Below are 26,194 nucleotides of genomic sequence, written 5' to 3' on the forward strand. Positions count from 1 at the left end.
CCTATCTTAAGTTAAAAATTAATTTTTAGAGTTTTTATTTCACCTTTTTTGAATCTTCCAAGGTCTATATACCCTTCATAGTTAATTTTATCAGATTTACCTTTATTATTCATATTTATCCATTGGTGATTTCTACAGTTTTCTATAAAAATTTCACCTGAATCTATAATTTCTTCACCGTTATTTACGAATCTTATAAAATATGAGCTTTTATCTATAGGTGATATTGATGTAATTTTTATATCTTTTACCTTATCTGTATCTATTAAACTCTCTGAAAGGTTTAATTTTTCTCTTAAAGGATGCATAACAAAATACTTTAAAGTATTAGTAAATCTATTTATTTCTTGAACTTGATAATCTAAAACTGTAGTTGCGTAATCTTTCCATCTTTCACTAACCTCGTTTAAACTTATAAGATCATCTAAGCATAAAGAAAATTTAAACTTCATTTTTTTGATTAATTCACTGTCTGGAGTTTCTATATATTTAAATTCGTTTCCAGATGCAACTCCAGGCCTTCTTATTAAATCTGGCTTTCCAAGATACCCTACGCTTCTAAAAAGAGTTAAAGCTATTTTAGAGTCGTCTAAAATTTCGTATTCTTTTATTCCTTTATTAAAGATATAAGCGCTAGAATTTTCATTTTGAAGCCCTACAAAATGAAGCATAGGATATATAGGAGTTGGCTCCTCTTTCCATAAAAGCTCTCTCCAATTATCTAAGTGCTTTGGCTTATTTTCTCTTTTTATCACTCCAAAAGCAGTATCTGAAATGCTGCATTTACTAGTTATTCCTGTATCTAAAACTGCCCTCATTCTGTGATCATTTGCCGCGTTATCTAGTTCTAAATGAAAATCTATGTTTTTACTGTTATTTAAAGATATCTTTAATGTATAATCTATATCACTATTTAAAATCTCTTCTTCTCTATCTTTTAAATCCTTTGGAACTTTAAATTTTCCTTTTATTTTTAGCTCATTAAATATATTTCCTTTTACTTTTGAAACTGTAGAATTTTCAAAAGTAAATTTAAGTAATAAATCTTTTTTAGGTGGTGAGTAATCGTAAGTGTCTCCGTCATCTCCAGACTCCTCTATATAAACACAATCTTCTAAAAGCATATTTTTTCTTTTATCAAAAATATTTATTTTCCCGTCTATTAAAGATACTTTAAAGAAATTATCTTCTATTTCTCTAGAATCTATTACACTTTCTTTTATAATATTTTCATTTTTATCTTCGATTATTTGAAGTTTCAAAATTCCAAGCCCTGAAATTTCTTTATCTATAATAATTTTAGATACGTAATAATAAAGATTTTCATCATAATCTTTTTCATCTTTTTTAATACTACCGCTATATTCTTTTAAAGTATTTAAAATTTGATATGGCACTTCATCACCATTTTTATCTATTATTTTAAAGTTTTTAAACTTTGTGCTTACAGTTATCTTTGAATTTACTTTTCTTTTTTTAGGTAATGTATTTATTAAAATTAGATCATTTTCTTTTTTATCTTCTAAAGATTCACTAATTTTTCTTACTATATAATCATGAGCTGAATAAGCTAATTCATCAGCCTCTATTAGTCGATTTAATATACTTCTATTTGTTTTATCACTGTTACATCCACAAGCACTGTCGTGTGCATGATTCATCAAAAGCTTCTTCCATATAGCTTCTAGCATTTCTGTTTTAGGCTCTATCCCTAAGTTTTGTGCAATTACCATAAGAGGCTCTAATTTATAAATTAGCATTCTCTCAACTTTATCATTTAAATATTTATGATCGTATCTTGATGAATAGATAGACCTATGAATCTTTGAATTTGAAGGGTTTACAAACTCCCCTAAAACCTCTTCAAAGTTCCCTTCTTTTTCTAATTCATCAAAGAATTTTTCACATGAACTTTCTACATATTCTAAATCTTTTTTTGTTTTATTTTTATAAAGGTCTATTCTCTCTTTTATATTAAAATCAACATACCTTTGATCTCCCCCTACAGGAAGTAATATATTTTCTTTTGAAACACCATCTAATATAGTGTTTTCAACTGTTTCTATATCGTCACTATAAATTAAGTTTCCTCCATAAAAATATCCGTTTTTTATGTTATAAACTAATAGAGAACTTCCATCTTCACCTTTCCATAAAAACTCTCTATTTTTGCAATCATCTTTAGATACACCTCTCCAAAATATGCTTCTCTTTATATCAAAACCATTCATTATCTTTGGTAAATCTTTAGTTTGACCAAACGAATCTGGAAGGTATGCAACTTTCATATAGTCTCCAAACTTTTCAGCTGACTTTATTCCATAAAACAAATTTCTTGCTATAGATTCACCATCTATAATAAGTTCATCAGTTTGTGTATACCAAGGTCCTAATATAAGCTTTTTTTCCTCTACTAATTTTTTTACTCTATCAAAATTACTAGGTGCAAACTTTAAATACTCTTCTAATATGCTCATTTGTCCATCTAGTAAATAATTAAGAATTACTCCTTCTTCTAATGCATCCATTACTTCGTCCATGTGATATATAAGTTGTATTATCGATTCATTTGCAGTGAAATACCACTCATAATCCCAATGTGTATGCGAGTATACGTGTACCTTTTTCATAACTACTTCTCCTTAAAACTATTTTTAAAAATCCACCAAAAGCTATACTTTTAGTGGATTTTTATTAATTAAAACTTTACTTGTGATACTAATTTATATAATTTATCTTTATTAGTTTCAGTTACAATATTATTTCTAAAGTCATCATCAATCAGCTCCGTTGCTATTGCACTTAATATTTTTAAGTGATTTTCTGCACCGTCTTCTGGTATTGTAAGTGCAAAAGCAGTTTTTATAGCTTTGCCATCTAATGAATTCCACTCTATGCCGTTTTTGAATTTTATTAAGAACACCCCTGGTTTTATTACTGTAGTGTTTTTACTGTGTGGAATTGCTATTCCATCATTAAAACCTGTTGTTGCCTCTTCTTCTCTTTTCCATAATCCTTTGTAATATTCTTCTTCACTTTTAACGTATCCGTGTTTTTTAGCTATTTTAGCTATAAATTTATAAGCTTCATCTTGAGTTTTTGAATTTTCATCTACATATATATGAGTTTTATCAAATACATCTTTATTTATAAAATTCTTTTCTTCTATAACTTCTGTTATATTTACTTCGATATTTTTATCAGTTTCATATTGTAATTCGTCATCCATCTTATTTTCTGGTATTGGTTTTCTCCAGAATCCAATAATTAATGCTGTAACTAAGATACCTGCAGAAGTACATAAAATCCATGTTATAAAAGGAATAGGTTGTTCTATATATCCTATAAAAGTTCCAAGTGGAGAACCTATACCTCCGTAGAATTTACATCCAGTTAATCCTACAAGCCCTCCAGCTAAAGCTGAACCTGCAACTGATGCTGTAATCATTTGAACTGGGTTTGATGCTGCAAAAGGTATTGCACCTTCTGTAACCCCTACTATACCCATACCAAAGGCTGAACTTGCTGATATTTTTTCTTCTTTAGTGAACTTATTTTTAAATAACATTGATGCAAGCCATATTCCAAGTGGGGCTACTGATATTGCAGCCTGTGCTGCTGTTCCTGGAACAAAGTTAGCATTTTGAATACCAAACTTAGCTACAGTATCTGTAAATACTGCTGTTCCAAATATTAAAGCAGTTTTATTAACAGGACCTCCAAAGTCAAATCCTATCATAGCTCCAATAACTGCCCCTACTATAAATGGTGCACTTGAATAAGTATCATTTAAGTAAGTTAAGCTGTTATATAACCAGTCCATAAGACCTGCTATAGGACCACCTATCATATAAAGTACAATTACAGTTATTACAAAAGTAGCTATTAAAGGTATGATCATAATTGCTAATAATGGTTGTAAAATTTTTGGCCACTTTAGTTTCTTTAACCCTTTTACAAGGTATCCAACTATAAATGCAACTAATATTGCTGATATAAATCCTCCGCCTGTTTGAGTTCCTAAAAACTCTGGATCATTTGCTAAATATGCACCTATCATAGCTGGTGCTATAGCTGGCTTATCAGCTATTGAATTTGCAACAAATCCTGCAAATAGAGGAATCATAAGTTTAAATCCAACTTGTCCTACTGCAAAAAGTTTTGACATAAAATATCCTAACTGAGTAGATGTATCAAATCCCCAGTTTACGATTTGTCCTAAATCATTTTTTTGGAATGCAAATATATTAGCTACTGCTAAAAGTAAACCTGCTGCAATTACCATAGGTACCATATAAGATATACCACTCATTATGTGAGTTACAAACTTATTATCAGTTTTTCCTAAAGTAACCTTTCCAACCTTAGTCCCTTTTGCTCCAAGTACTTCTCCCTCATTAAAAGCTTTTTCTATTAAAGCTTCTGGGTCCTTTATTGCATCTATTGATTTTGCAACAAATACTTTTTTCCCTGTAAATCTCATTAAATCAATACTGATATCTGCTGCCACTATTACTACGTCTGCTTCTTCTATTTCTTTTTCCGTTAATACATTTTCTGCTCCTATAGAGCCTTGTGTTTCAACTTTTATTTTATAACCCTTTTTATTGCCAGCTTTAGTTAAACTTTCTGCTGCCATATAAGTATGTGCAATACCTGCTGCGCAAGCAGTAATCGCTACTATTTTTTTATTCATTTAAAAGCACCTCCCGTTTACAATTCTTAGTATGCACCTATAACGTTTTCATGTAAATATTTTTAAAGCCTTTAGATTTAGCTTTCTAAAATACTTTTTTCTTTGAAAGTACTTTCATAACTTTCTATTTAAACAACATTCTTTAAACCTTTTTTGAAATTATTTTCACCTATAAAAAATAAAAGTACTATCTAAAAGATAGCACTTTATTATTTTTCTTATTCTTTTTTAAAATTATAAGTATAAGTACAACCCCAAGGATAATACCTGCTAAAGATACTAATTGAGCTATTCTAAGCCCAAAGAACATAAGACTATCAGTTCTTAATCCTTCTATAAAGAATCTTCCTAAAGAATATAGAATCATATAAGAACCTATAACTACGCCTTCGTACCCTCTTTTTACTTTATAAAGTATATAAATTAAAACTACACAAACTAATATATCCCATACTGATTCGTATAAAAACGTAGGATGATAGTACTCTCCGTTTATATACATCCCTCTTTGAATAAAGCTTGGGAAATTTGAAATAAACTTTTCTGATACAGGCCCTCCGTGGGCTTCGCTATTCATAAAGTTTCCCCATCTTCCTACCCCTTGAGCAAGTATTATTGATGGTGCAACTAAATCTGCATAGGCTAAAAAGTTTATCTTTTTAACTCTAGTATATATAAATGCAGCTAGAAATGCGCCTATAAGTCCTCCGTGTATCGCAAGTCCTCCGTGTCTAATATTAAATATTTCTAGTATATCTCCTTTATAGTCACTCCACTCAAATATTACATAATATAATCTCGCTCCAATTATAGCGCAAGGAAAAGAGATTAAAAATATATCTATCAGAACTTCAAAGTCAAGCTTCTTCTTTATAGCATTTATATATGCTAATCCAAAAGCTAGCATTATTCCACAAGCAATTAATATCCCATACCACATAACCTTAAAATTTCCTATTTGAAATGCCACTGGATTGTTCATACGTCTTCCCTCCTTAATAGTTTTTTATAAATATATCAGATTTTTTTAGTAGTTAAATTAATTTATTATTACTTTTAAGGCTCCTCTTTTCTTCTCTCATCAAAAAACTTAGTTATAAGGTTACTGCATTTTTCATCATACAACCACTCAACGTTAAGACTAGTGTTTAAATATCTGTTATTTATAATATCTACAACAGAACCACAAGCCCCCATATCTTTGTTAAAAGTTCCAATATAAAGTTTAGATATTCTACTTTGAATTATTGCACTAGCACACATAGGACAAGGTTCTAAAGTTACATATATTTCAGCTCCATTTAGTCTCCAATCTCCTAAAGTCTTACAGGCATCCTTAATTGCGATAAGTTCAGCGTGAGCTAAAGGATTTTTCAAAGTTTCTTTTAAATTGTGTCCCCTACCGATAACTTCTCCATCCCTTACAATAACAGCTCCAACAGGGACTTCTCCCTTATCGTAAGCCTTCTTGCCTTCAATAATAGCTAAATTAATAAATTCCATTTTATCTCCCCGAATTTTTATTTGTCATTATATTTCTACTTTTCTATTTTAACTTAATACATGCCTTTTAGGCAAAACAAAAAAAGCCCATAAAATTATGGGCTTTTTATCTCGTTTTAAGTATAAATTCTAACTCTTTTTATTCTGTTTTTATCTATTTCTTCTACTACAAATCTAATTCTATCTATTACTATCTCTTCTTTTTCTTCTGGAATTCTACCAAGTTCATCTATAAGAAGTCCTCCTACAGAGTCTATCTCTTCTGATTCCATATTGACTCCTATAAGGTCGCTTACGTCTTCAAGTCTTGAACTTCCGTCGACTATATATTCGTCTTCTTTAACTACTTCTATCATATCTCTTTCCCTATCGTACTCGTCTTCGATTTCGCCTACTATTTCTTCAACTAAATCTTCGATAGTAACTATACCAACAGTTCCACCGTACTCGTCTAACACGACAGCTATATGATTTCTTTCTTTTTTCATTTCGTTAAATAGATCTGTAATCTTTTTAAATTCAAAAGTATAGAAAACTTCTCTCATATAGTCACAAACCTTAAATTCACCTTCTGTTCTTTCAGCTATTATAAGGTCTTTAACGTTTAAAATTCCTACTATATTATCTATAGTATCTTCGTAAACTGGTATTCTTGAGAATTGGTCTTCTTTTATAACTTTAAGAATCTCATCATATCCATCATTTATATCTATGGCTGAAATATCAACTCTTTGAACCATTATGTCTTTAACTTGAGCATCTGCAAAGTCGAATACGTTGAAAATCATTTCTTTTTCAACATCTTCTAAAACACCTTCTTCTTCACTAACGCCTACCATAGTTTTAAGTTCTTCTTCTGTGATAAAAGGTTCTGTCGCCTTAGGATCTCCACCAAAAAGTCTAATAAAAAGACTTGAAATAGCAGTAAAGATGAAAACAAAAGGTTTAAAGAATCCAACACAGAATCTAACAGGCTTACTTACTTTTAAAGCAACTGCTTCTGATTTTTGTTTTGCTATAGATTTTGGAGTAATCTCTCCAAAAATAAGAACTAAAACAGTCATTAATGCAGTTGAAATAGCAATAGCTGTGTCACTTCCGCCTGAAATACTAATAGCAAGTGATGCTGATAGCGATGATGCTCCGATATTAACTATATTGTTTCCTATTAATATAGCTCCTAAAAGTCTGTTAGGATCTTCCGTTAACTTTTCAACAAGTTTTGCTCCCTTAACGCCTTCTTCTACCATATGTCTAATTCTTATTTTGCTAAGAGACATAAGAGCAGTCTCAGACATTGAGAAAAACCCTGAAAGTATAAGTAATATTACTAATAATATAATTTGCCCCGTATAACTAGAGTCCAAATATAATCACTCTCCCGTAATTTAACATGTAATTTATAACATTTATTTTAAAATTAATTATATCATATACTATTATATTTTTATATGTTTGTACACTATATCTAATTCAAGTTATACCAGTTATAGGAATTTAACTTTTATTATTTAATTCATACTCTCTGTAGCTAATTGTAGCTTTAATTTTTACTTTACTTTTTTATTATTGCCAAAAATTATATATTAAATTCAAATAAATAAACTTATTATTATTTGTTAAAATTTTAACCCTGTTTAACTTATTCGTTAATCTTTTAACTATCATTTTTATATCCCGTATCCAAACCCCTTTAACCCCTGTAAAATGGCTATTTTCTTGTCGAATTTTGCTTTGTTAAATAATTAACCTAATTTTAAGTTTTTACTATATTTTCTTTTAAGTATATTTAATGTAAATTTATATATTTTTATACATTTAGATAAAAATTTTTTTAGTCATTCCTCTCTCCCTCTATTTTTAAAATATAGATTGTAAAAATTTAAAAATTTTTATTTTAAACTTAATAATAGATTTTTACATCAAAATTTTTTTCAAATTTCTTTTTTCGCCTTATTTAGTTCTAAAGTTAATTTATCCACAACCTCATCTAAATTATTTTGCCCATTTTGCTCTATAAAATCATAATTTTTTAATCCTATTTCCTTAATTTTTTCTATCCAAGAAAGTAATCTATCTCTGCTTAATAAATTTTCATTATAAATTATAGTTATTTGTGATAAATTCAAGTTAACTGAAACATCTTCTACCCCTTCTAAAATATTTAGAGCATCTTTTAAATAGGTTTGATAAAACATATATTCTTCAGGGATTTTTTCTAAAATATCTAATTTAACAGTTAACACTCCCCTTTTTGATTCAACTATTTTAATTTTTGATAATTTTGAAATTATTAATTTTTTAAACATACAAAAGTCTCCTAAAATAATATTTATATATTTTATGGAATAAACTGGTTTTTTATGTTATTATACTTTAAATCTATTCTTAAAAGGGGGACTTAAATGACGGACAGAAAAGAACACTATTTTTCTTTGTGATATATTAAGAGGAAGCTTAGCTTTAACTATCTCTATCTTATATTTTTCAGGAAATATAACTACTTTTCATATTCTTTTAGTTACATTTTTAAATTCTACCTTAGAAAGTTTTAGGCACCCGCCTTCTATTTCTATCATGCCACTTATCTTAAAAGAAGAAAAAATAGACTTAGGTCTTTCTTTTAACGCCTCCCTTACAAACGCAAGCCAAGTTTTAGGGATAGCAATATCCCCTATTCTTTTATCAGTATTTGGTATAGGAGGAGCTTTAATAATTGATTCTATAACCTTCTTTATCTGTGGAATAATCGTATTTTCGCTTAAATATAAAGATGATTTTGTAAACTCTAAAAAATTAACTTTAAAGTCTGGGATTTCTGATTTTAAAGATGGTTTCAAGGTTCTTTTAGGAAGCAAATTCTTTATAAATTTATGTATTTTTGCAGCTATAGTAAATGCCTTATTTGTTCCTATAAGTTCTTTTTCGCCTGCATATGTATCTGACTTAGGACTAGGTCCTGAAGGGATTTCTATATTAGAAACACCGCTTTTAATAGCGATGACTGTTTTTGCTTTATTTGTTCCAAAGCTTAAAAGTAAATTTGGTGGGAAAAATATTTTTATTTTAGGTGGGTTTATTTTAGGAGTGGTTTACTGCTTTTTTTCAGTTATACATTATTTTAATTTCCCAGAAATATATGTTTTACTAGCCTTAGGCGGCTTTATTATGGGAGGTGCTTTAATAACTATAAACATCCCAATTCAAATAGCTATTACTACAAAGATAGATAAAGAATATTTAATGAGGTTAACTTCAATTTTAGGATCTTTAACTCAAGGAGTGACTCCAATAGCAGCATTTATATTAGGTGGAGTGGTAGAATTTATAACTATAGAGCAATTATTTTTAATATTTGGAGTAATTACATCTATTATTTTCCTGCTTCAAATATTTAATAAAAATTTAGATGAATTAAATTAAAAAAAGTGGCAAAGCCACTTTTTTATTTCCCATCATATTTTTCTTTATCAAAGCCTATAATCTCGCCAGTTTGTGCGTTAATTTTAATATCATACTCTATATTATCTTTCAATAAGGTTCCTTCGTATTTAGGAATTTTATTTTGTTTATCTAATTTAAATTCTAAAAATTTTCCTCCTCCGACTTTTTTAAGCATAATATCTTTAGCCTTATCTTCAGAGATCACTTTTACATTTGAATTATTATTTTTATCACGTTCAAAGTCTTCATCAAACTGAATTATTTCCCCAGTTTTTGCATCGATTGAAAACTCATACTCTATATTTTCTTTTAATATTTTTCCGTCATATGAGGGAGTTTCATCTTCTTCATACCCAAACTCTACAAGATTTCCCTTTGGAACTTTTTCAAATATAATTTCTTTAGCGCGCTCACCGCTTATAGTTTTATTTTTAGAATTGTCTTTATTAGAATTTTGATTATTATTTATATTTTGATCTATAGTTATTTCTTCGTCTGTCATTAAAAGTTTTTTATCGTGATTTCTAGTAAGGATATAAGTTATACCACTAAATACAACTCCACCTATAATTATCCCGATAATTATACCTTTTGCGTTTTTCATAAGTTCACCACCTAAATTAAATTTAAATCCTTATATTTAATTTTACTCTTTAATTTAGAATTATTCATAACCATTCTTTAAACAGTTTCTATACAAATGTTAAACTTATTATCTTTAATTAGCCTTTTTGAAAAATCACTATAATCGTACTCTAAATTATTGGGTCCATCATATATTTTCCCATCTAAATGATAAAAAACATAATCAGTAACCTTAAAATTATCTTTTTCTTTATAAGGAATACTTGTCATCCCTTTAGGTGAAGTGACCCTTACGCAATCACCTTTTCCCATATAATCTTTCATTCTCTTTGAACTTTCAGAAGATATAACTTCAGTTACAAATTCATTTCCTGTAATATCTGAAATCTTTTTTGATAATTTTTTATATCCCCTATCTTCTAAAAATTCCTTAAAAGAATCAAAATCCCCTGTGCAATATCCTTCTGATTCAAATAAATATAATTTATTTTCACCTTCTGTAAGTATCTTTAGTTCTCCATAACCTTTAGTTTCCATTATTATTTCTCCTCCATATGCAAAAAGGCTTAACTTTTATAAAGTTAAGCCTTCTGTTTGTGGCACTCCCAACAGGAATCGAACCTGTATCTATCCCTTAGGAGGGGATTGTTCTATCCATTAAACTATGGGAGCTTACCTTTTAAATTTTATTACTTATTTACTCTACTGTCAAATAATTCTCTATAATTTATCCTATTTTTTTACAAAACAAAAGCAGTTATAAAACTAATCTTTAGTTTTATAACTGCTTTAATATAATTTAAAATCCTATTGTTCTACGTTTTTCTTAACTCTAACTATACTTACTATAGTTGCTAAAAGTGGTGCTGATGCTGCTATTGCTGCACCTGATAATAGCCACTGTGTTTTAGTTAAAGTTGTTAAACTAAATATTTCACGTCCTATAGGAATAACAAATGCTAAAGCTACTATACCTATCATAGAAAATACTAAGAATATTTTAAATGGTGTAAGTGGTAATGCAACTTTAAATAAAATTATCATACTTACCCCAGCTAACATAAGAACTGCTAAAGTTCTGCATTGTTCTATCGGTACTCCGTGTTTGTAAGGTATTATAAACCCTAAAGAAACAAAGGTTGCTATAAGTATTCCGTTTGGTAAACTAGCTGTAAGAATTCTTCCTAAGAATCCTTTTTTAACTCTATTTTTATTTGGTAATAAAGCTAAGAACATAGCTGGTATTCCTATAGCGCAACTTCCTATAAGAGATAATTGAATCGGCTCTATAGGGAATGGCATTAACAATACTGAGAATACTACTGCAAGTATTATTGAGTAAGTTGTTTTAGATAAGAATAATTGTGCTACTCTCTCTAAGTTGTTTATTTGTTGTCTTCCTTCTGCAACTACTTTAGGAAGTGCATTAAAGTTAGATTTCATTAAAACTAATTGAGCTACTGCTTTAGTTGCATCTGATCCGTTTGCCATAGCTATTCCGCAATCAGCTTCTTTTAAAGCTAGTACGTCGTTTACTCCATCACCTGTCATAGCTACTGTGTGACCATTTGCTTGAAGTGCTTTTACTAAAGCTTTCTTCTGATGAGGTGTAACTCTTCCGAAAATTGAGTATTTATCAACTTCTTTTCTTAATTCTTCTACGTCGCTTGGAAGTTCTCTTGCATCTACATAGTTTTCAGCGCCATGAACTCCAGCTCTCTTTGCAACAGATGCTACAGTTACAGGGTTATCTCCTGAAATAACTTTTACATCCACTCCCTCTTCTCTAAAGAATTTTAAAGTTTCAGGTGCGTCCGCTCTTATTATATCTTCAATTACTACTATCGCAGCTTTTTCTGTATCTAAAAGTGCATCACCTTTAAATGAAGTCATTTTTGATTTTACTAAAGCTAAAACTCTTCTTCCTTTTCTAGCCTCTTCTTCTACTACTTCTTTTATTTCATCGTATCTATTTTCAAGTACAATTTCTGGTGCTCCTAAAATCCAAGCTCCCATACCTTTTACTATTATACCTCCCCATTTTCTCTTTGATGAGAAAGGCATTTTTTCTATTATATCTAAATTTGAATCTTCTTTGTATTTGTCTAATATAGCTTGTTGAGTAGGGTTTTTACTAGGAAGGTTATGAGATATACTAGCTAAAACTTTATCTATATCATCTTTAGTAAATTTATCTGAAACTAATTTTGTTTCGTGTAAATTTAATCTTCCTTCTGTAACTGTTCCTGTTTTATCAACACAAAGAACATCTACTCTTGCAAGCACTTCTGTAGCTGAAAGCTCTTGAACTAACGTATCGTATTGTGAAAGCTTTATTATTGCTACTATAAATGTTGCACTTGTAAGTAATACTAAACCTTCTGGTACCATTCCTATAATACCTGAAACTGTTCCTAAAACTGCTTCTTGCCAACTTGCTTTTATAAAATAAAGTTGAGTTGTTGCAAGTAATGCACCTATAGGTATTATTAAAAATAATAGTATTTTTAATATTTTATTTAATGAATTTTGTAATTCTGAATTTGCTATCTTAAATTTTCTAGCTTCATCTGCAAGTTTTGAAGAATATGTATTAGAACCTACTTCTTTAACTTTCATATATCCATCACCGGCTACTACAAAACTTCCTGATAACATCTTCGAATCCTTTGTTTTATGTATCGGATCAGCTTCTCCTGTAAGCATAGATTCATCAATTTCTATTTCGTTTCCAAACTCTAAGTATCCATCAGCTAAGATTTGATCTCCCGTAGTTAAATATACTACATCGTCTTTAACGATTTCTTCTACGCCAATCTTTTTGATTTTTCCATCTCTCATTACTCTGCAATGAGCTTCACTTATAACTGATAAACTTTCTATTATTTTTTTAGCTTTAACTTCTTGAACTACACCAATTAAGCTGTTTACTACTATAACACCTGCAAATATAGCATTTTTAGGCGAACCAGCTAAAATAACTGCTGTTGCTAATACAAGATTAAGCGCATTAAACATCGTAAAAAAGTTTGACCTTAAAATTTGTCCAAAAGTCTTTGAAGGTGCTGTAGGTAATTTGTTAACCTCACCTTTTTCAACTCTTTCTCTTACTTCTTTGTCAGTTAATCCATAAATCTTATTATCTAAAGCATCCTTTTCTATAGATATACTCTCCATACTTTTGCTCCTTATTAATTTTTATAACATATATACATTGTAGTTGATTAATCTTAATATACTCTTAATTTTAAAATAATTATTGTTTAAAATTTTATTATAATATCTTAAAATTCCCTAAAAAAATTTCTTTTTATTGTTTTTCCCAAGTATTTTATACTTTATTAATTCTATTTTTACTTCTCTCTATCCTCTTTTAATATTTAAAGATTTATAATATACTTTTCTATAGACTATTATTGAGAGGATTTGATTTTATGTTAAGAACTATATGGTTCTATTTTGGAATTATTTTTAGTTTGATACTATCTCTTTTTGGATTAATAAAAATTAAATATTACGAAGCAAAAGGAAGAGATAAAGATAGAACTTATGCCATCTACAACCTAACTTCTAAGTGGGCTAAAATGGTTATGTGGTTTAGTGGTTCAAAATTAAATGTACAAGGCGTTGAAAACATACCTAAAGATGAAGCAGTTTTATTTGTTGGAAATCATCAAAGTAACTTTGATATACCTATAGTTATGTCAAGTATTCCAGAACCTCGTGGCTTTATTGCCAAAAAGGAACTAGAAAATTGGCCTATAATTAGCATGTGGATGAAATATATTAATTGCGTTTTTATGGATAGAAGTAATATGAGAAAATCAGCAGAAGCAATAGTAACTGGTATCCAAACTCTAAAGAGCGGATATTCTATGGTTGTATTCCCTGAAGGAACTAGAAGTAAAGGTAAACCTGTCGCAGAATTTAAAGCAGGAAGCTTTAAACTTGCACTAAAATCTAAAGTTAAAATAGTGCCTATAACTATCGACGGTTCTTACAAATTACTTGAAGCAAATGGCGGAAAAATCAAATCTAGCGATGTTAATTTTTATATCCATAAGCCAATAGATACTAAAAACTTATCAAAAGAAGAGATCGCAAATCTTCATACTATAGTAAGAGATATTGTAGTTTCTAAATTACCAGAAGATTTAAGATAAAAATAAAGCACCGAGAGAAATCTCGGTGCTTTCATTTTTTTATTTAATATTTGAACCATTATTTTTAATAACTTCTTTATACCAATAGAAGCTATCTTTTTTGTATCTATTTAAACTTCCAGAATCAGTTTCATCTCTATCTACATATACGAAACCATATCTTTTTTGGTAACCGTTAAGCCAGCTTAAAAGGTCAGTAAATGACCAAGTGCAGTATCCTAAAAGTTCTACTCCATCAGTTATAGCTTCCCTGCAAGCTTTTATATGTGCCTTTAAATACTCTATTCTATACTCATCATGTATTTCTCCATTTTCGAAAGTATCAAAAGCTCCAAGCCCGTTTTCTGTTATTAATATAGGTAAATTATATCTGCTTGTAATTCTTCTAAGTGCTACTCTTAATCCTTCTGGGTCTATAGTCCAATCCCAATCAGTAGTTTCTAAGTATTTATTTTTAACAGTCTTATAAACCCCTGGAATCCCGCTATCTTTAGTAGTTCCTTTTTTACCTGATGTATTAAATGTTCCAGAGCCTACTCCATCTTCTAAAGAGTTTTCTTCATAATTTGCTGTTTGATAATAGTTTAATCCCATAAAGTCAGGTTTTCCAAGCTTTAATAAATCCATATCCCCGTCTTTTATAGTCGGTGCTAAACCTTCTTTTTCTAAATATTTAAATGCTAATTTAGGATACATTCCTTTGCAGTAAATATCTAACCACCAACTTGAATTTAAATCCTCTGCATTTTCTGCAGCTAATACGTCTTCTGGGTTTGGAGTATTATAATAAGCTGGGCTGTATGCAAAGCTAGGTCCAATTAAACCGTCAGTTATTATATCCCTAAAAGATACTATAGCTTTTGCATTTGCTAAACTTGCTATATGATTAGCTTCATACATCCTCTTTAAATCTTTAACTGCTGGTGGGTGCATAGCAAACTCATACCCGAATTTAATAAATATATTTTGCTCATTTAAAGTAACCCAGTACTTTACTCTTCCCTTAAACTCTTTAAATAAAGTAACGCAATAATTATTAAAATCTTCTATTATATTTCTAGATTCCCATCCGCCATATTCATCCATTAATGCTTGTGGTAAATCCCAGTGATATAAAGTTACTACTGGCTCTATATCACTTTTTAATAATTCATCTACTAAATCGCTATAAAACTTTAAGCCACTTTTATTTATCTCTCCTTTTCCATTTGGAAAAATTCTTGGCCAACTAATTGAAAATCTATATGCTTTAAGCCCCATTTCTTTCATAAGAGCTACGTCTTCTTTATATCTATTATAATGATCTACTGCTATATTTCCTGTTGTTCCTTTAAAAGTAGTTCCAGGTATCTTAGTATATACATCCCAAACTGATTTACCCTTACCGTCTACTTCTGAAGCTCCCTCAACTTGGTATGCAGCTGATGCAGATCCCCATAAAAAGTCTTTATTAAAATTATCTAATTGATTATATTTCATAAATTCCCCTCCGTTTACTCATTCTATATTTAGACTTTACCACACTATTTTTTAAATTTGCATAGATATAAAAATAGAGTTACAAATAACTATATTTAGTTATTTGTAACTCATAAAAAACACCTTGTAACATAAGAATTTAAACTCTAATGTTTATTATTCCGCCTTCTTTTGTTTTACTAACTTCTGAAATTTTACTTTCTACTTTTTTGATTTCGTTTTGAATGTTTTTTATTTCATTGTTAGTATTTTCCTCAAATGAATTTAATATGCTACTTAAATTTTTTAAAGTAGCCTCTAATCCATCTTTAATATTTTTAAGAACATCAATTGAGTAATCTTTATTCTTTTTATCGTTTATCTTAAAATTTTTATCTAGATTTTCTTTTAGCTTTTCTATCTCTTTTAATGATTCATCTAAACTTTTATCTTTATCTTTCTTATCTTTACTGTTTAATGTCTTTTTAAACGACTTATCTAAATCATCTACATCTATCTTCTCATATTCCATATCCATATCTTTTGATTTATAAGAATCTATAGCCGTATTTACCTCACCTAAAATACCTTCAAAATCTTTTATCTGACTTTTGATTTTTAAAGTATATTTTTCTTTATAATCTTTTATTTGATTTAAAGACTTTTTTAGCATCTCTTTTTGCTCTATTAAAGCTTCAACGGCTCTTATTTTACCTACATTAAAAAGTGCAGATTTGTTTTTACTTGTATTTTTATTATTTTCTAAATCATTAAAAAATATAGCACTTGTTACTTTTGATGAATTATTTACCCTATTAATCATCAAAACAATCTCCCCCTTATTTAAAAGGCTTAGTTAAAGGTGTTTCTATATTTTAACTATCGTTTAAAATAATCCCTTATTTAGGAAAGATATTAAAATTTAACTTCTAGTCAATATTTATTTCCCAAACTTTTCTTCATTCATCTTTCCTATCTCCTTAGAAAGATTTTCAATAATATAGATAGCTGGCATTTGAGAAGTTATATCGCTATACCCTAAAAAATTATCATCTGGGTGATTATACCCTTCTTGGCTTATATAATAATTAATCGTATAGTCCGTAAGTTTTGATATCGTACTTGTTTTTTTATTTGTTATACTTATAGTTTTTATCCCCATCTCTTTAAGCTTTTCAGAAACTTCTATTAAAGAAGCATTTTCACCAGATGTAGATAATATTATAGCAACAGCTCCTTCAAGTGCCTCTAAATTAAAAGGGTAATAAGGATCATCAATACTTAATGCAAACTTATTAAAATGCGCCATATATTTTGCTCCGTAAGTTGCTATAGCGCCAGAACTTCCAGTCCCTATAAAAAGTACTAGTTTGCTATTAAAAACAGCCTCTTTAGCTTCTTCTATACCCTTTTTTGCAAGAGGTATATTTTTTATAAATTCATCTAAAATATCTATCTCTCCAAGAGTACTTTTATAGCTTTCTGTTTTAACTTCTTTTTTTAAATTAACCTTAAGTTCTGAAAAGCCTTCAAAGCCTGCCTTTTTACAAAATCTTAGTATAGTTGTAGTAGATACGTGAAGTTCTTCTGAGAGTTCTCTTATAGTCATAAAGACAACCTTATCTCTATTTTTTAAAATATATTTATAAATAGAGATATCTATATCTTTAAGCTTTGTTACATCTATATTAAACATTAAAATTTCCACCTTTCTCTTTAAGTTTAATTTTACATTTCTTTACCTATTTATAAAAGAATAAGCTTACATTTTTTATAATTTATATTTAAATTTTTCCTAATCTACCTCGTTTTATTTCCCAATTTTAGTTTTATCAAAGAAGGTCAATGTCAAAATAAAGAGTGACATGAAAATATAATTTTCTATATTTTTCTACTATTTACAATATTTATTATTAGTATTTTATCTCCTTTTTATCTTGCAATTTGTCAAAATTGCTTGTTTTTTTTACTCTTTTTTATTACTTTTGCCCCTTTATCTATTATTTTCGCATTTTGAATAACTTATATATTGGTATACAATATATAAGTATTTGATTTTAGGAGGTTACATTTTGTCAAATTTAACTAATAACAAAAGAAAAGCTATATTTTTTATGATTACAGCCTCTTTCTTTTTCACAACAATGAACCTGTTTGGTAAGCTAGCGTCTGGAGTAACGCCTTACCAAAAGACATTTATAACAAATGTAGTTGCTACTTTGATAGTTTCTATAATAATTTTAAAGAGAAAAGCCTTATTTTTTGGCCACAAAGAGAATAGAAAATATCTTTTAATTAGAGGAATAATGGGGACTGTCTCTATCTGCGCCTTTTATTTTTCCTTAGATTATCTATTATTATCTGATGCTACTATGTTAAATAAATTAAGTCCCTTTTTTGCTATAATTTTTTCATTTTTATACTTAAAAGAAAAAATAACAAGAAGGCAGTTAATCTTTTTACTCTTAGCCTTTTTCGGAAGTATTTTTGTAATAAAACCGCATTTTGATTCATCTATAATACCATCTTTAATGGGAGTTTTTGCTGCATTAGCTGCAGGACTTGCCTACACTATGATAAGGGTTATAGGGACTTCAGAGGACTTTTTTACAGTGATTTTATCTTTCACAGGAATCGCAACTATAGTTTGTCTTCCTTTTATGTTTTTTAACACTGAAGGTTTAACTTTAAGAAATATTATTTATATGATCTTAGCTGGTATTTGCTTTATGCTAGGACAAGTATTTTTAACTTTAGCTTATAGAAACGCACCTGCTTCTGAAATTTCAATGTTTGATTACATCGGGCTTATAATTGCAGCTATTTATGGCTTCGCATTATTTAGTGAAATTCCAGATTACCTATCAATCATAGGTTACATAATAATAATATTCGCCTCATTCTGTAACATACTTTCAAAAAACAAATAAAATATTTGACATTATAATAATTTGGTGATAGTATAATTTACAAAAGAAGCGTATTTTGTTAAAGATTGGAGAAAGTTATGGAAAGGTTAATAGATTTTATCTCAAATAGAAAATTAAATAATTATTATTATAACTATTATAGATAGAATTTGTATTTGTGAATCTCATAGGTGCAAATTCAGCTTTAAAACTGTTTATGCATCTATGATGGTTTGATTTTTTATGACTTTTTATAGTATAAAGCCACATAGATAAACTATGTGGCTTTTTTGTATCTTAAACCACGTAGTTTTATAAATTACGTGGTTTTTATTTTTATATTAATACGCTTTTGTAGGATATGTAGTACAGGAGGATTTCATTATGAAAAGAGAAAAATTTAGTAAAGTAGGATTTGTCCTATCGTGTATAGGCGCAGCAATAGGTCTTGGGAACATCTGGATGTTTCCATATAGGTTAGGTCAGTACGGTGGTGCAGCGTTTTTAATACCATACTTTTTATTTGTATTTGGACTTGGAACTATAGGTTTAATGCTTGAATTTTCCTTTGGAAGGAAGTTTAAAGGCGGTTCATCTACAGGTATTTCTAAAATATTAAAAGAGAAAAATGTTAAACTTCACGGTTTAATCTCAATAATACCTGCAATAGGTCTTATGGGTGTATTTATGTTTTACAACGTTGTTGTAGGTTGGATTTTAAAATACTTTAATTTAAGTATTACAGGCGAAATAAATAAGATTGATACAGCATCATACTTTGATTCTTTTATAGGAACTCCACACACTTTAATTTTTAATTTTATAGCAATTATGATTACACTTTTAATAGTTTTCTTAGGAGTTACAAAAGGAATAGAGAAAATAAATAAAATAATAATGCCTGGTTTATTTGTGATTTTTATAATACTTGCAATAAGGTCTTTAACTCTTCCAAATGCTATGGAAGGAGTTAAGTACTTGTTAAAACCTGATTTTTCGTTCCTTTTAAAGCCTGAAACTTGGGTTATGGCTTTAGGACAAGCTTTCTTTACCGTATCGCTTAACGGTTGTGGTATGGTCGTTTACGGAAGCTACATAGGAGATGACTTTGATATACCTAAATCAGCTTTTAGCACAGCTATTTTAGATACTTTAGCAGCACTTTTAGTTTCATTTGTTATAATGCCAGCAGTATTTTCTTTTGGACTAAACCCTCAAGCAGGGCCTCCACTATTATTTATAACAATGCCAACTATATTTAAATCAATTCCTGGCGGAAGCGTGCTTATAGTAGTATTCTTCCTAAGTATATTATTTGCAGCTATAAGCTCATCTATAAACATGCTTGAAGGGCCCGTAGAAGCCCTTATGCAAAAGACAAACCTTTCTAGAGGAAAGGCATCAGTTTTATTATCATTATCAGCATTTATACTATCTATACCTTTAAATTTAAGTATGGATAATTTCTCAAACTTTACAGACCTTATGACTATAATAGTTTCACCTTTAGCAGCACTTTTAGTTGCTATAATATTCTTATTTGTTTTAGGTGAAGATAAGGCGCTCGAAGAAATAAACTTAGGCTCTAAATTTAGCTTAAGTAATAAATTTATATTAGTTAGTAAGTACCTATTCACTCTAACAACTATCTGCGTAATAGTTTTAGGTGTAGCATACGGTGGAATAGGTTAACATTAAAAAGGGGGAGACACCAAAATTTGGTGCCTCCCTTTTAAAATTAATTCTTTTTACCTTTTATTATAAAAAATACTCCTAAAGCAAGTAGCGCTGATCCGTATAAAACTGTCTTACCTTCTTTTCCTGTTTGAGGTAGTTTATTATCTTCTGGGTCTTTAATTACAGGTTTTTCTGGTTTAGTTACTGGCTTTGGATCCTCTGGCTTTACTGGTGGTTTTGGATCCTCTGGTTTAACCGGTGGTTTTGGATCTTCCGGCTTTACAGGAGGATTTGGATCTACCGGCGGTTCCACAGGTTTTTCTATTTTTTTATTATACACAGATATTTTTTTAACTTTTTCTAAGTCATTTTCAGCTATTGCTATTTGAATCTCTTTTTCTAAGATAGAAAAGCCTCCTGGTGCCTTTGTTTCTGTTAAAGTGTAATTTCCAACCTTTAAGTTTTCAAACTTAATTTTTCCGTCTTCTCCTGTAGTCTTAACTTCTTCAAAGTTTTCTCCAGTTAACTTAAACTCCGCACCTTTTAATACTTTTTCAGTATCTTTTTCATACTTTGTAATTTCTAAAGCACCATACTTTTCTTCAGGTACTACTATATCTTTTTTAGTATTTAATATATCACCCTTAAAGATAACTTCCTTATTATCTTCATCAGGACTTATTGTAAATAAAATTTCTTTATCTAAAACTTTATATCCTTCAGGTGCTTTAACTTCTACTAATTTGTAATCACTTGCTTTTAAGTTATTTATTTTAATTAACCCTTTTGAATCTGAAGAATAGACTCCATCCATTTTTATATATTGATTAAATACCTTTTTATAAAGTTCAAATTTAGCCCCTTCTAAAGATATATTATTATCCGCGCTATCAACTTTCTTAAATTGAACATTGAACAATTTTTTCTTATTTGTAACTTGTTTTATAATAACTTGACCTTCTTTTTGAATATCTATATTTATTTTTATTGGATCTTTTAACCCTATAAAACCTTCTGGTGCTTTTGTTTCTGTTAATGTATAAACCCCGGATTCTAGATTTTTAAAATTAACTAATCCAAAGAAATTACTAGTACCTTTAAACACCTCTCCTTTTGATGAAGTTAAAGTGAATTCTGCTCCTTTTAAAGGTTTTATAGTTCCTTCTTCAACTTTATATATTACTAAATTGCCTTTTAAAACTGGTGGAATTGGGTCTACTGGTGGGTCCACAGGTTTTTCTATTTTTTTATTATAAACAGATATTTTATTAACTTTTTCTAAGTCATTTTCAGCTATTGCTATTTGAATTTCTTTTTCTAAGATAGAAAAGCCTTCTGGTGCCTTTGTTTCTGTTAAAGTGTAATTTCCAACCTTTAAGTTTTCAAACTTAATTTTTCCGTCTTCTCCTGTAGTCTTAACTTCTTCAAAGTTTTCTCCAGTTAACTTAAACTCCGCACCTTTTAATACTTTTTCAGTATCTTTTTCATACTTTGTAATTTCTAAAGCACCATACTTTTCTTCAGGTACTACAGGCTTTTCGATTTTTTTATTTTTTACTGCTTCTAACTTTATAACTTCTTCATTATTTTGATTAGATTGGATAACAAAATTAAATTCATTTTTTATAATTTCATATCCATCTGGTGCCTTTGTTTCTTTAAATTTATAAACACCAACTTCTAAATCTTTAAAACTTACCTTACCATTTGAATCAGAAGTATAAACTCCATCAAGTTTTTTAAATTCATTTCCTTCTTTTTTATAAAGTTCAAACTCCGCCCCTTCTAAGAATTTTTTATCATTCTCTGAATCTACTTTAAAAAACTCAGCATTAAATAATTTTTTCTTATTTGTAACTTGCTCTATACTAACTTGACCTTCTTTTTGAACTTCTATAGTTATTTTTATTGGATCTTTTAACCCTATAAAACCTTCTGGTGCTTTTGTTTCTGTTAATATATAAATGCCTGATTCTAAGTTTTTAAACTCAATTTCACCTGAATCATTACTTATCCCTTTAAATACCTCTCCATTAGGTGCTGTTAATGAAAATTCCGCTCCTTTTAAAGGTTTTTCAGTTCCTTCTTCAACTTTTAATACTTTTAAATCACCTTTTAAAGCTGGAGGAATCATTTTTTCGTTATATACAGATTTTGTTTTTACTTTTTCTAAATCATTTTCATCTATTGCTATTTGAATCTCTTTTTCTAAGATAGAAAAGCCTTCTGGTGCCTTTGTTTCTGTTAAAGTGTAGTTCCCAACCTTTAAGTTTTCAAACTTAATTCTTCCGTTTTCTCCTGTAGTCTTAACTTCTTCAAAGTTTTCTCCAGTTAACTTAAACTCCGCACCTTTTAATACTTTTTCAGTATCTTTTTCATACTTTATAATCTCTAAAGCACCATACTTTTCTTCAGGTACTACTATATCTTTTTTAGTATTTAATATATCACCCTTAAAGATAACTTCCTTATTATCTTCATCAGGACTTATTGTAAATAAAATTTCTTTATCTAAAACTTTATATCCTTCAGGGGCTTTAACTTCTACTAATTTATAATCACTTGCTTTTAAGTTATTTATTTTAACTAAACCTTCTGAGTCTGAAGAATAGACTCCGTCCATTTTTATATATTCATTATCTATCTTTTTATAAAGTTCAAATTCCGCACCTTCAAGCGCATTACTCTCAACATCTATCTTTTTAAACTGAGCATTAAATAACTTTTCTTTATTTGATATTTCTCTTGTTATTACTTTTTCTAAGTCACCTTCATTAATAGTTATATCTATAGGATCTTTTAACTTTTCATAACCTATAGGTGCTAAAACCTCTATTAATTTATAATTTCCTACAGCTAAATCATTAAAGATTATTTCACCTTTTTCATCAGATTCAAAAGGTCCATATTCATTATTTTTTGAATCTACTAATTTGAATTTCGCTCCCTTTAAAAGAGAATTTCCTTCACCTTTTTTTATAATTTTTAAAGCACCATACTTCTCCTCTGGTACTATTACCTCTTTTTTGTTTTCAATATTTCCTTTATTTATTATATTAGTTCCTGTCTCAGATGTTAAAATAGTGAAATCGATGTTCTTATTTTCGTTAATATATCCATTTGGAGATTTTATTTCTGTTAATCTATAGTCTCCAGCATCTAAATTATTTATTACTATCTTCCCCTTTGAATCCGAAGTATAAATTCCATCTAACTTTACATATTCGCTATTTACCTTTTTATAAAGCTCAAATTCTGCCCCTTCTAAAGGTATATTATTATCCTCGCTATCTACTTTTTTAAATTCTACAGAAGCTTTTTTAAACTCCCCTATTAAATCTCCAAAATTAAAGAAAAAGTTATGGCACTCAAAACCTCCATCTTGATTAAACTCATTAGTTATAAGTTGTCCATTAACAGAACCACCTTTAGTTTCTGTTAATGCATTTGGCGCTAATATGCTTCCAACTATTCCATTACCAGCTAAATTAACTTTAGTTGCGTTTGGAAATACGTAAAGAATCTTAGGCGCAACTTTATGAAGGAAATCATTATCTGGCTTTCCTGTGTCTATCATAGCTTTTTTATATAACATTCCTCCAGATTTAAAATTAACTTCTTTTGCATCAGAATAAATTATCCAATACTTTGAATTTAAAACTTCCTCGTGAAGTCCTATCTCCCCAAACTCTGCTTTCTCACCTTCTATTTTTGATAAAAGCATTCCTTCAATGTTTTTTTCCTTTGCTACTCCTAAATAATCACCTAAATAAGTACTATCTACCTTTAATTCTTCACCTTTTTCTAAAGTCTTTAAATTAGTTGAAAGAAAATCAACCTTATCTTTAAACTCTTTAAATTTTTCCTTTATTTCAGTTTCTGATTTAATAACTGCTTTTCTATAAGCATTTCCTTCTACTAGATTTTGCTTATCTGCCCCTTCTTTATGAACTACTGTATCTGCTTCTATAGTAAGTAGTCCTCCGCCATCTACCTTAGATAATTCTCCCCCTAAAAGAAATGATGGCATTCCGTTTTCTATATAGTCACTCCCTATAAGGTTGTTTGCGTGAGTTCCTGCAGCTGCAATGGAATAACCTTTCCCAGAGGTTGCAGGTGCTGTTAAGTTTCCTCCTACTGCTAATGCCCCTTCAACATCTGCAGTGTGAGCTCTATGATCTCCAAACACTATCGCATTATAATGCTCTAAAGTTCCTAAATTTTTTAATTTACTATCATTTGCAAATACCTTAGTCGCTCCTAAAACTTCTCCTAAAGAAAAAATTGCCAGGAGACCAATCCCTATCTTACATTTTAATTTTTTAGATAACCCCATACCTTTTCCACCTTTTTATATTTTTTCTAAATATTAACATAAGATTCTTTTAACTACAATAGATACGACAATATTGTTTAATTTTTTCACTAAATTTTTTTAAAAAACTGTATCAAAAATCGACTTTTGGTCCTTATTGAAATTTTTTATTTTAATCTTATAATTAAATAAAACGAAATTTTAAAGGAGGTACTAATTATGAAGTCTATAATTTTAGCTGGAGGTTGCTTTTGGGGAGTAGAAGAATTTATGTCTAGAATAGATGGAGTTAAAGAAACAGAAGTTGCCTACGTAAACGGAAGAACAAAAAATCCAAGCTACGAAGAAATTTGTAATGGAAATACTTACTTTGCAGAAGCTTGCAAGGTTACTTATGATGAAAATATATTATCACTAGAAAAACTTCTTCAAAAATTTTTTAGTATTATAAATCCAACTTCTTTAAACAAACAAGGAAACGATGTAGGAAGTCAGTATAGAACTGGTATTTATTACGAAGATCCAAATGATTTAAAAATAATAGAAAAAGTTATATTAAAAGAAGGAGAAAAATACGAAAAGAAAATCGTGACAGAAGTTAAACCTTTAGAAAATTACTATAAAGCTGAAACTTATCATCAAAAATATTTAAAAAAGAATCCAAACGGGTATTGTCATATTAAATTAGATTAAAATAAAAAGCTATAATAGTATTTTCAACTATTATAGCTTTTAAATTTATTTTATTAATTTTCTTATGCTATCTCTCATTTTATACATAACAAATACACCGATTATAGATACTACCCCAAATTCCCCTAAGGCAACTTGTCCTCCTAGTATCCACATAGATTCTTTTCCTTCTGTAAAGAAATGTGATATCATCCAGCCTATTATAAGTCCATTTATAATAACTGGCCAAAGTGATGCTAAAAACATTCTAACTGGCTCTTTAATTTTCAGTTTGCTTGTATAATAAACTAAAACTACACTTATAAAAGTAGCTAAAGTTCCAAAAATCGCATCTATAAGTCCACTTCCTAAGATATTTGAGATAAAACATCCAAGGGTTAAACCTATTATATAAAATGGATCAAAGTAGGCTAATAAAACCATAACCTCTGATATTCTAAATTGTATAGGTCCAAAACTTATAGGCGCTAAAACTAAAGTTAATGCCGCATAAATTGCTGCAATTAATGCAGAATAAACTATTCTTCTAGTTTGGTTTTTCATAATAATTCTCTCCTTGCTTTTTAAGGATTGAAAGTTTCTTCGCCTCGCTTTTTTGTACGCATTTATATTAAATATAAATAAAGGCGATAAAGTAAACAAAGCTGATTTGTTAACTCTACCGCCTTTTAAATTGATGCAAAATCTCTTTAAAGCATCAAGAAAAAAGGTAGGATTAAAATACTAATCCTACGCATAATAATTCTAAAAT

General features: G+C 29.0%; 19 protein-coding genes and 1 tRNA gene. 5 read left to right on the top strand and 15 right to left on the bottom strand.

The features are described 5' to 3' along the window. Positions 1 to 11 precede the first annotated feature (11 nt). The 6 genes from M4I33_RS14375 to M4I33_RS14400 form a co-directional block, all read right to left on the bottom strand. On the bottom strand, positions 12 to 2,630 hold the full coding sequence (locus M4I33_RS14375; RefSeq protein WP_257917459.1) for a glycoside hydrolase family 38 C-terminal domain-containing protein: 2,619 nt from the start codon (positions 2,628 to 2,630) through the stop codon (positions 12 to 14). 68 nt (positions 2,631 to 2,698) lie between these two features. Next, positions 2,699 to 4,696 (bottom strand): fructose-specific PTS transporter subunit EIIC, encoded by a 1,998-nt coding sequence (locus M4I33_RS14380; RefSeq protein ID WP_257917460.1) that lies wholly within the window; start codon positions 4,694 to 4,696, stop codon positions 2,699 to 2,701. A 187-nt stretch (positions 4,697 to 4,883) separates the two neighbouring features. Beyond that, the gene (lgt, locus tag M4I33_RS14385) at positions 4,884 to 5,678 is read right to left on the bottom strand and encodes a prolipoprotein diacylglyceryl transferase (RefSeq protein WP_257917461.1); all 795 of its coding nucleotides are present in this window, start codon (positions 5,676 to 5,678) and stop codon (positions 4,884 to 4,886) included. Positions 5,679 to 5,752: 74 nt separating this feature from the next. Continuing rightward, on the bottom strand, positions 5,753 to 6,199 hold the full coding sequence (locus tag M4I33_RS14390; RefSeq protein WP_257917462.1) for a nucleoside deaminase: 447 nt from the start codon (positions 6,197 to 6,199) through the stop codon (positions 5,753 to 5,755). Positions 6,200 to 6,315: 116 nt separating this feature from the next. Beyond that, positions 6,316 to 7,566, bottom strand: coding sequence for a hemolysin family protein (locus M4I33_RS14395; protein ID WP_257917463.1), 1,251 nt, complete (start codon positions 7,564 to 7,566; stop codon positions 6,316 to 6,318). Between the two features lie 567 nt (positions 7,567 to 8,133). Then, positions 8,134 to 8,508, bottom strand: coding sequence for a heavy-metal-associated domain-containing protein (locus M4I33_RS14400; protein ID WP_257917464.1), 375 nt, complete (start codon positions 8,506 to 8,508; stop codon positions 8,134 to 8,136). Positions 8,509 to 8,641: 133 nt separating this feature from the next. Here M4I33_RS14400 and M4I33_RS14405 point away from each other — a divergent pair, with 133 nt between their 5' ends. Beyond that, complete coding sequence (locus M4I33_RS14405; RefSeq protein WP_257917502.1) at positions 8,642 to 9,622, top strand: MFS transporter; 981 nt, start codon at positions 8,642 to 8,644, stop codon at positions 9,620 to 9,622. A gap of 22 nt (positions 9,623 to 9,644) precedes the next feature. On the opposite strand, the gene M4I33_RS14410 is transcribed toward M4I33_RS14405, so the two are convergent. The 4 genes from M4I33_RS14410 to M4I33_RS14425 form a co-directional block, all read right to left on the bottom strand. Beyond that, a complete protein-coding gene (locus tag M4I33_RS14410) occupies positions 9,645 to 10,247 on the bottom strand; it encodes a PepSY domain-containing protein (RefSeq protein ID WP_257917465.1) in 603 nt (200 codons plus the stop codon). A 77-nt stretch (positions 10,248 to 10,324) separates the two neighbouring features. Beyond that, positions 10,325 to 10,765 carry a hypothetical protein gene (locus M4I33_RS14415; RefSeq protein ID WP_257917466.1) on the bottom strand — a complete coding sequence of 147 codons (441 nt, stop codon included), beginning with the start codon at positions 10,763 to 10,765 and terminating at the stop codon, positions 10,325 to 10,327. A gap of 60 nt (positions 10,766 to 10,825) precedes the next feature. Continuing rightward, a tRNA-Arg gene (locus tag M4I33_RS14420) sits at positions 10,826 to 10,900 on the bottom strand. Positions 10,901 to 11,035: 135 nt separating this feature from the next. Further along, positions 11,036 to 13,405 carry a cation-translocating P-type ATPase gene (locus M4I33_RS14425; protein WP_257917467.1) on the bottom strand — a complete coding sequence of 790 codons (2,370 nt, stop codon included), beginning with the start codon at positions 13,403 to 13,405 and terminating at the stop codon, positions 11,036 to 11,038. 257 nt (positions 13,406 to 13,662) lie between these two features. Between M4I33_RS14425 and M4I33_RS14430 the strand changes: the two genes are divergently transcribed. Continuing rightward, positions 13,663 to 14,391: a 1-acyl-sn-glycerol-3-phosphate acyltransferase gene (locus M4I33_RS14430; RefSeq protein ID WP_257917468.1), complete on the top strand. Its 729-nt coding sequence runs from the start codon at positions 13,663 to 13,665 to the stop codon at positions 14,389 to 14,391. Positions 14,392 to 14,430: 39 nt separating this feature from the next. Here M4I33_RS14430 and M4I33_RS14435 read toward each other — a convergent pair whose 3' ends face one another. From M4I33_RS14435 to M4I33_RS14445, 3 genes are all read right to left on the bottom strand, one after another. Beyond that, positions 14,431 to 15,870, bottom strand: a complete 1,440-nt coding sequence (locus tag M4I33_RS14435; RefSeq protein WP_257917469.1) for a glycoside hydrolase family 1 protein — start codon at positions 15,868 to 15,870, stop codon at positions 14,431 to 14,433. A 139-nt stretch (positions 15,871 to 16,009) separates the two neighbouring features. Beyond that, the gene (locus M4I33_RS14440) at positions 16,010 to 16,675 is read right to left on the bottom strand and encodes a hypothetical protein (RefSeq protein WP_257917470.1); all 666 of its coding nucleotides are present in this window, start codon (positions 16,673 to 16,675) and stop codon (positions 16,010 to 16,012) included. Positions 16,676 to 16,789: 114 nt separating this feature from the next. Beyond that, entirely contained in the window at positions 16,790 to 17,545 is a 756-nt protein-coding gene (locus M4I33_RS14445; protein WP_257917471.1) for a MurR/RpiR family transcriptional regulator, read from the bottom strand. A 376-nt stretch (positions 17,546 to 17,921) separates the two neighbouring features. Between M4I33_RS14445 and M4I33_RS14450 the strand changes: the two genes are divergently transcribed. Beyond that, positions 17,922 to 18,779, top strand: coding sequence for a DMT family transporter (locus M4I33_RS14450; RefSeq protein ID WP_257917472.1), 858 nt, complete (start codon positions 17,922 to 17,924; stop codon positions 18,777 to 18,779). A 360-nt stretch (positions 18,780 to 19,139) separates the two neighbouring features. Beyond that, positions 19,140 to 20,450 carry a sodium-dependent transporter gene (locus M4I33_RS14455; protein ID WP_257917504.1) on the top strand — a complete coding sequence of 437 codons (1,311 nt, stop codon included), beginning with the start codon at positions 19,140 to 19,142 and terminating at the stop codon, positions 20,448 to 20,450. A 46-nt stretch (positions 20,451 to 20,496) separates the two neighbouring features. Here M4I33_RS14455 and M4I33_RS14460 read toward each other — a convergent pair whose 3' ends face one another. Then, positions 20,497 to 24,771 carry a SpaA isopeptide-forming pilin-related protein gene (locus tag M4I33_RS14460; RefSeq protein ID WP_257917473.1) on the bottom strand — a complete coding sequence of 1,425 codons (4,275 nt, stop codon included), beginning with the start codon at positions 24,769 to 24,771 and terminating at the stop codon, positions 20,497 to 20,499. Positions 24,772 to 24,969: 198 nt separating this feature from the next. Here M4I33_RS14460 and msrA point away from each other — a divergent pair, with 198 nt between their 5' ends. Then, the gene (msrA, locus tag M4I33_RS14465; RefSeq protein WP_257917474.1) at positions 24,970 to 25,443 is read left to right on the top strand and encodes a peptide-methionine (S)-S-oxide reductase MsrA; all 474 of its coding nucleotides are present in this window, start codon (positions 24,970 to 24,972) and stop codon (positions 25,441 to 25,443) included. Positions 25,444 to 25,488: 45 nt separating this feature from the next. Here the strand turns inward: msrA and M4I33_RS14470 are convergent, their stop codons facing one another. Next, positions 25,489 to 25,986 carry a QueT transporter family protein gene (locus M4I33_RS14470; protein WP_257917475.1) on the bottom strand — a complete coding sequence of 166 codons (498 nt, stop codon included), beginning with the start codon at positions 25,984 to 25,986 and terminating at the stop codon, positions 25,489 to 25,491. Positions 25,987 to 26,194: the final 208 nt, after the last annotated feature.

Source organism: Clostridium sp. LY3-2 (genome assembly GCF_024705715.1).
GTDB lineage: Bacteria > Bacillota > Clostridia > Clostridiales > Clostridiaceae > Clostridium.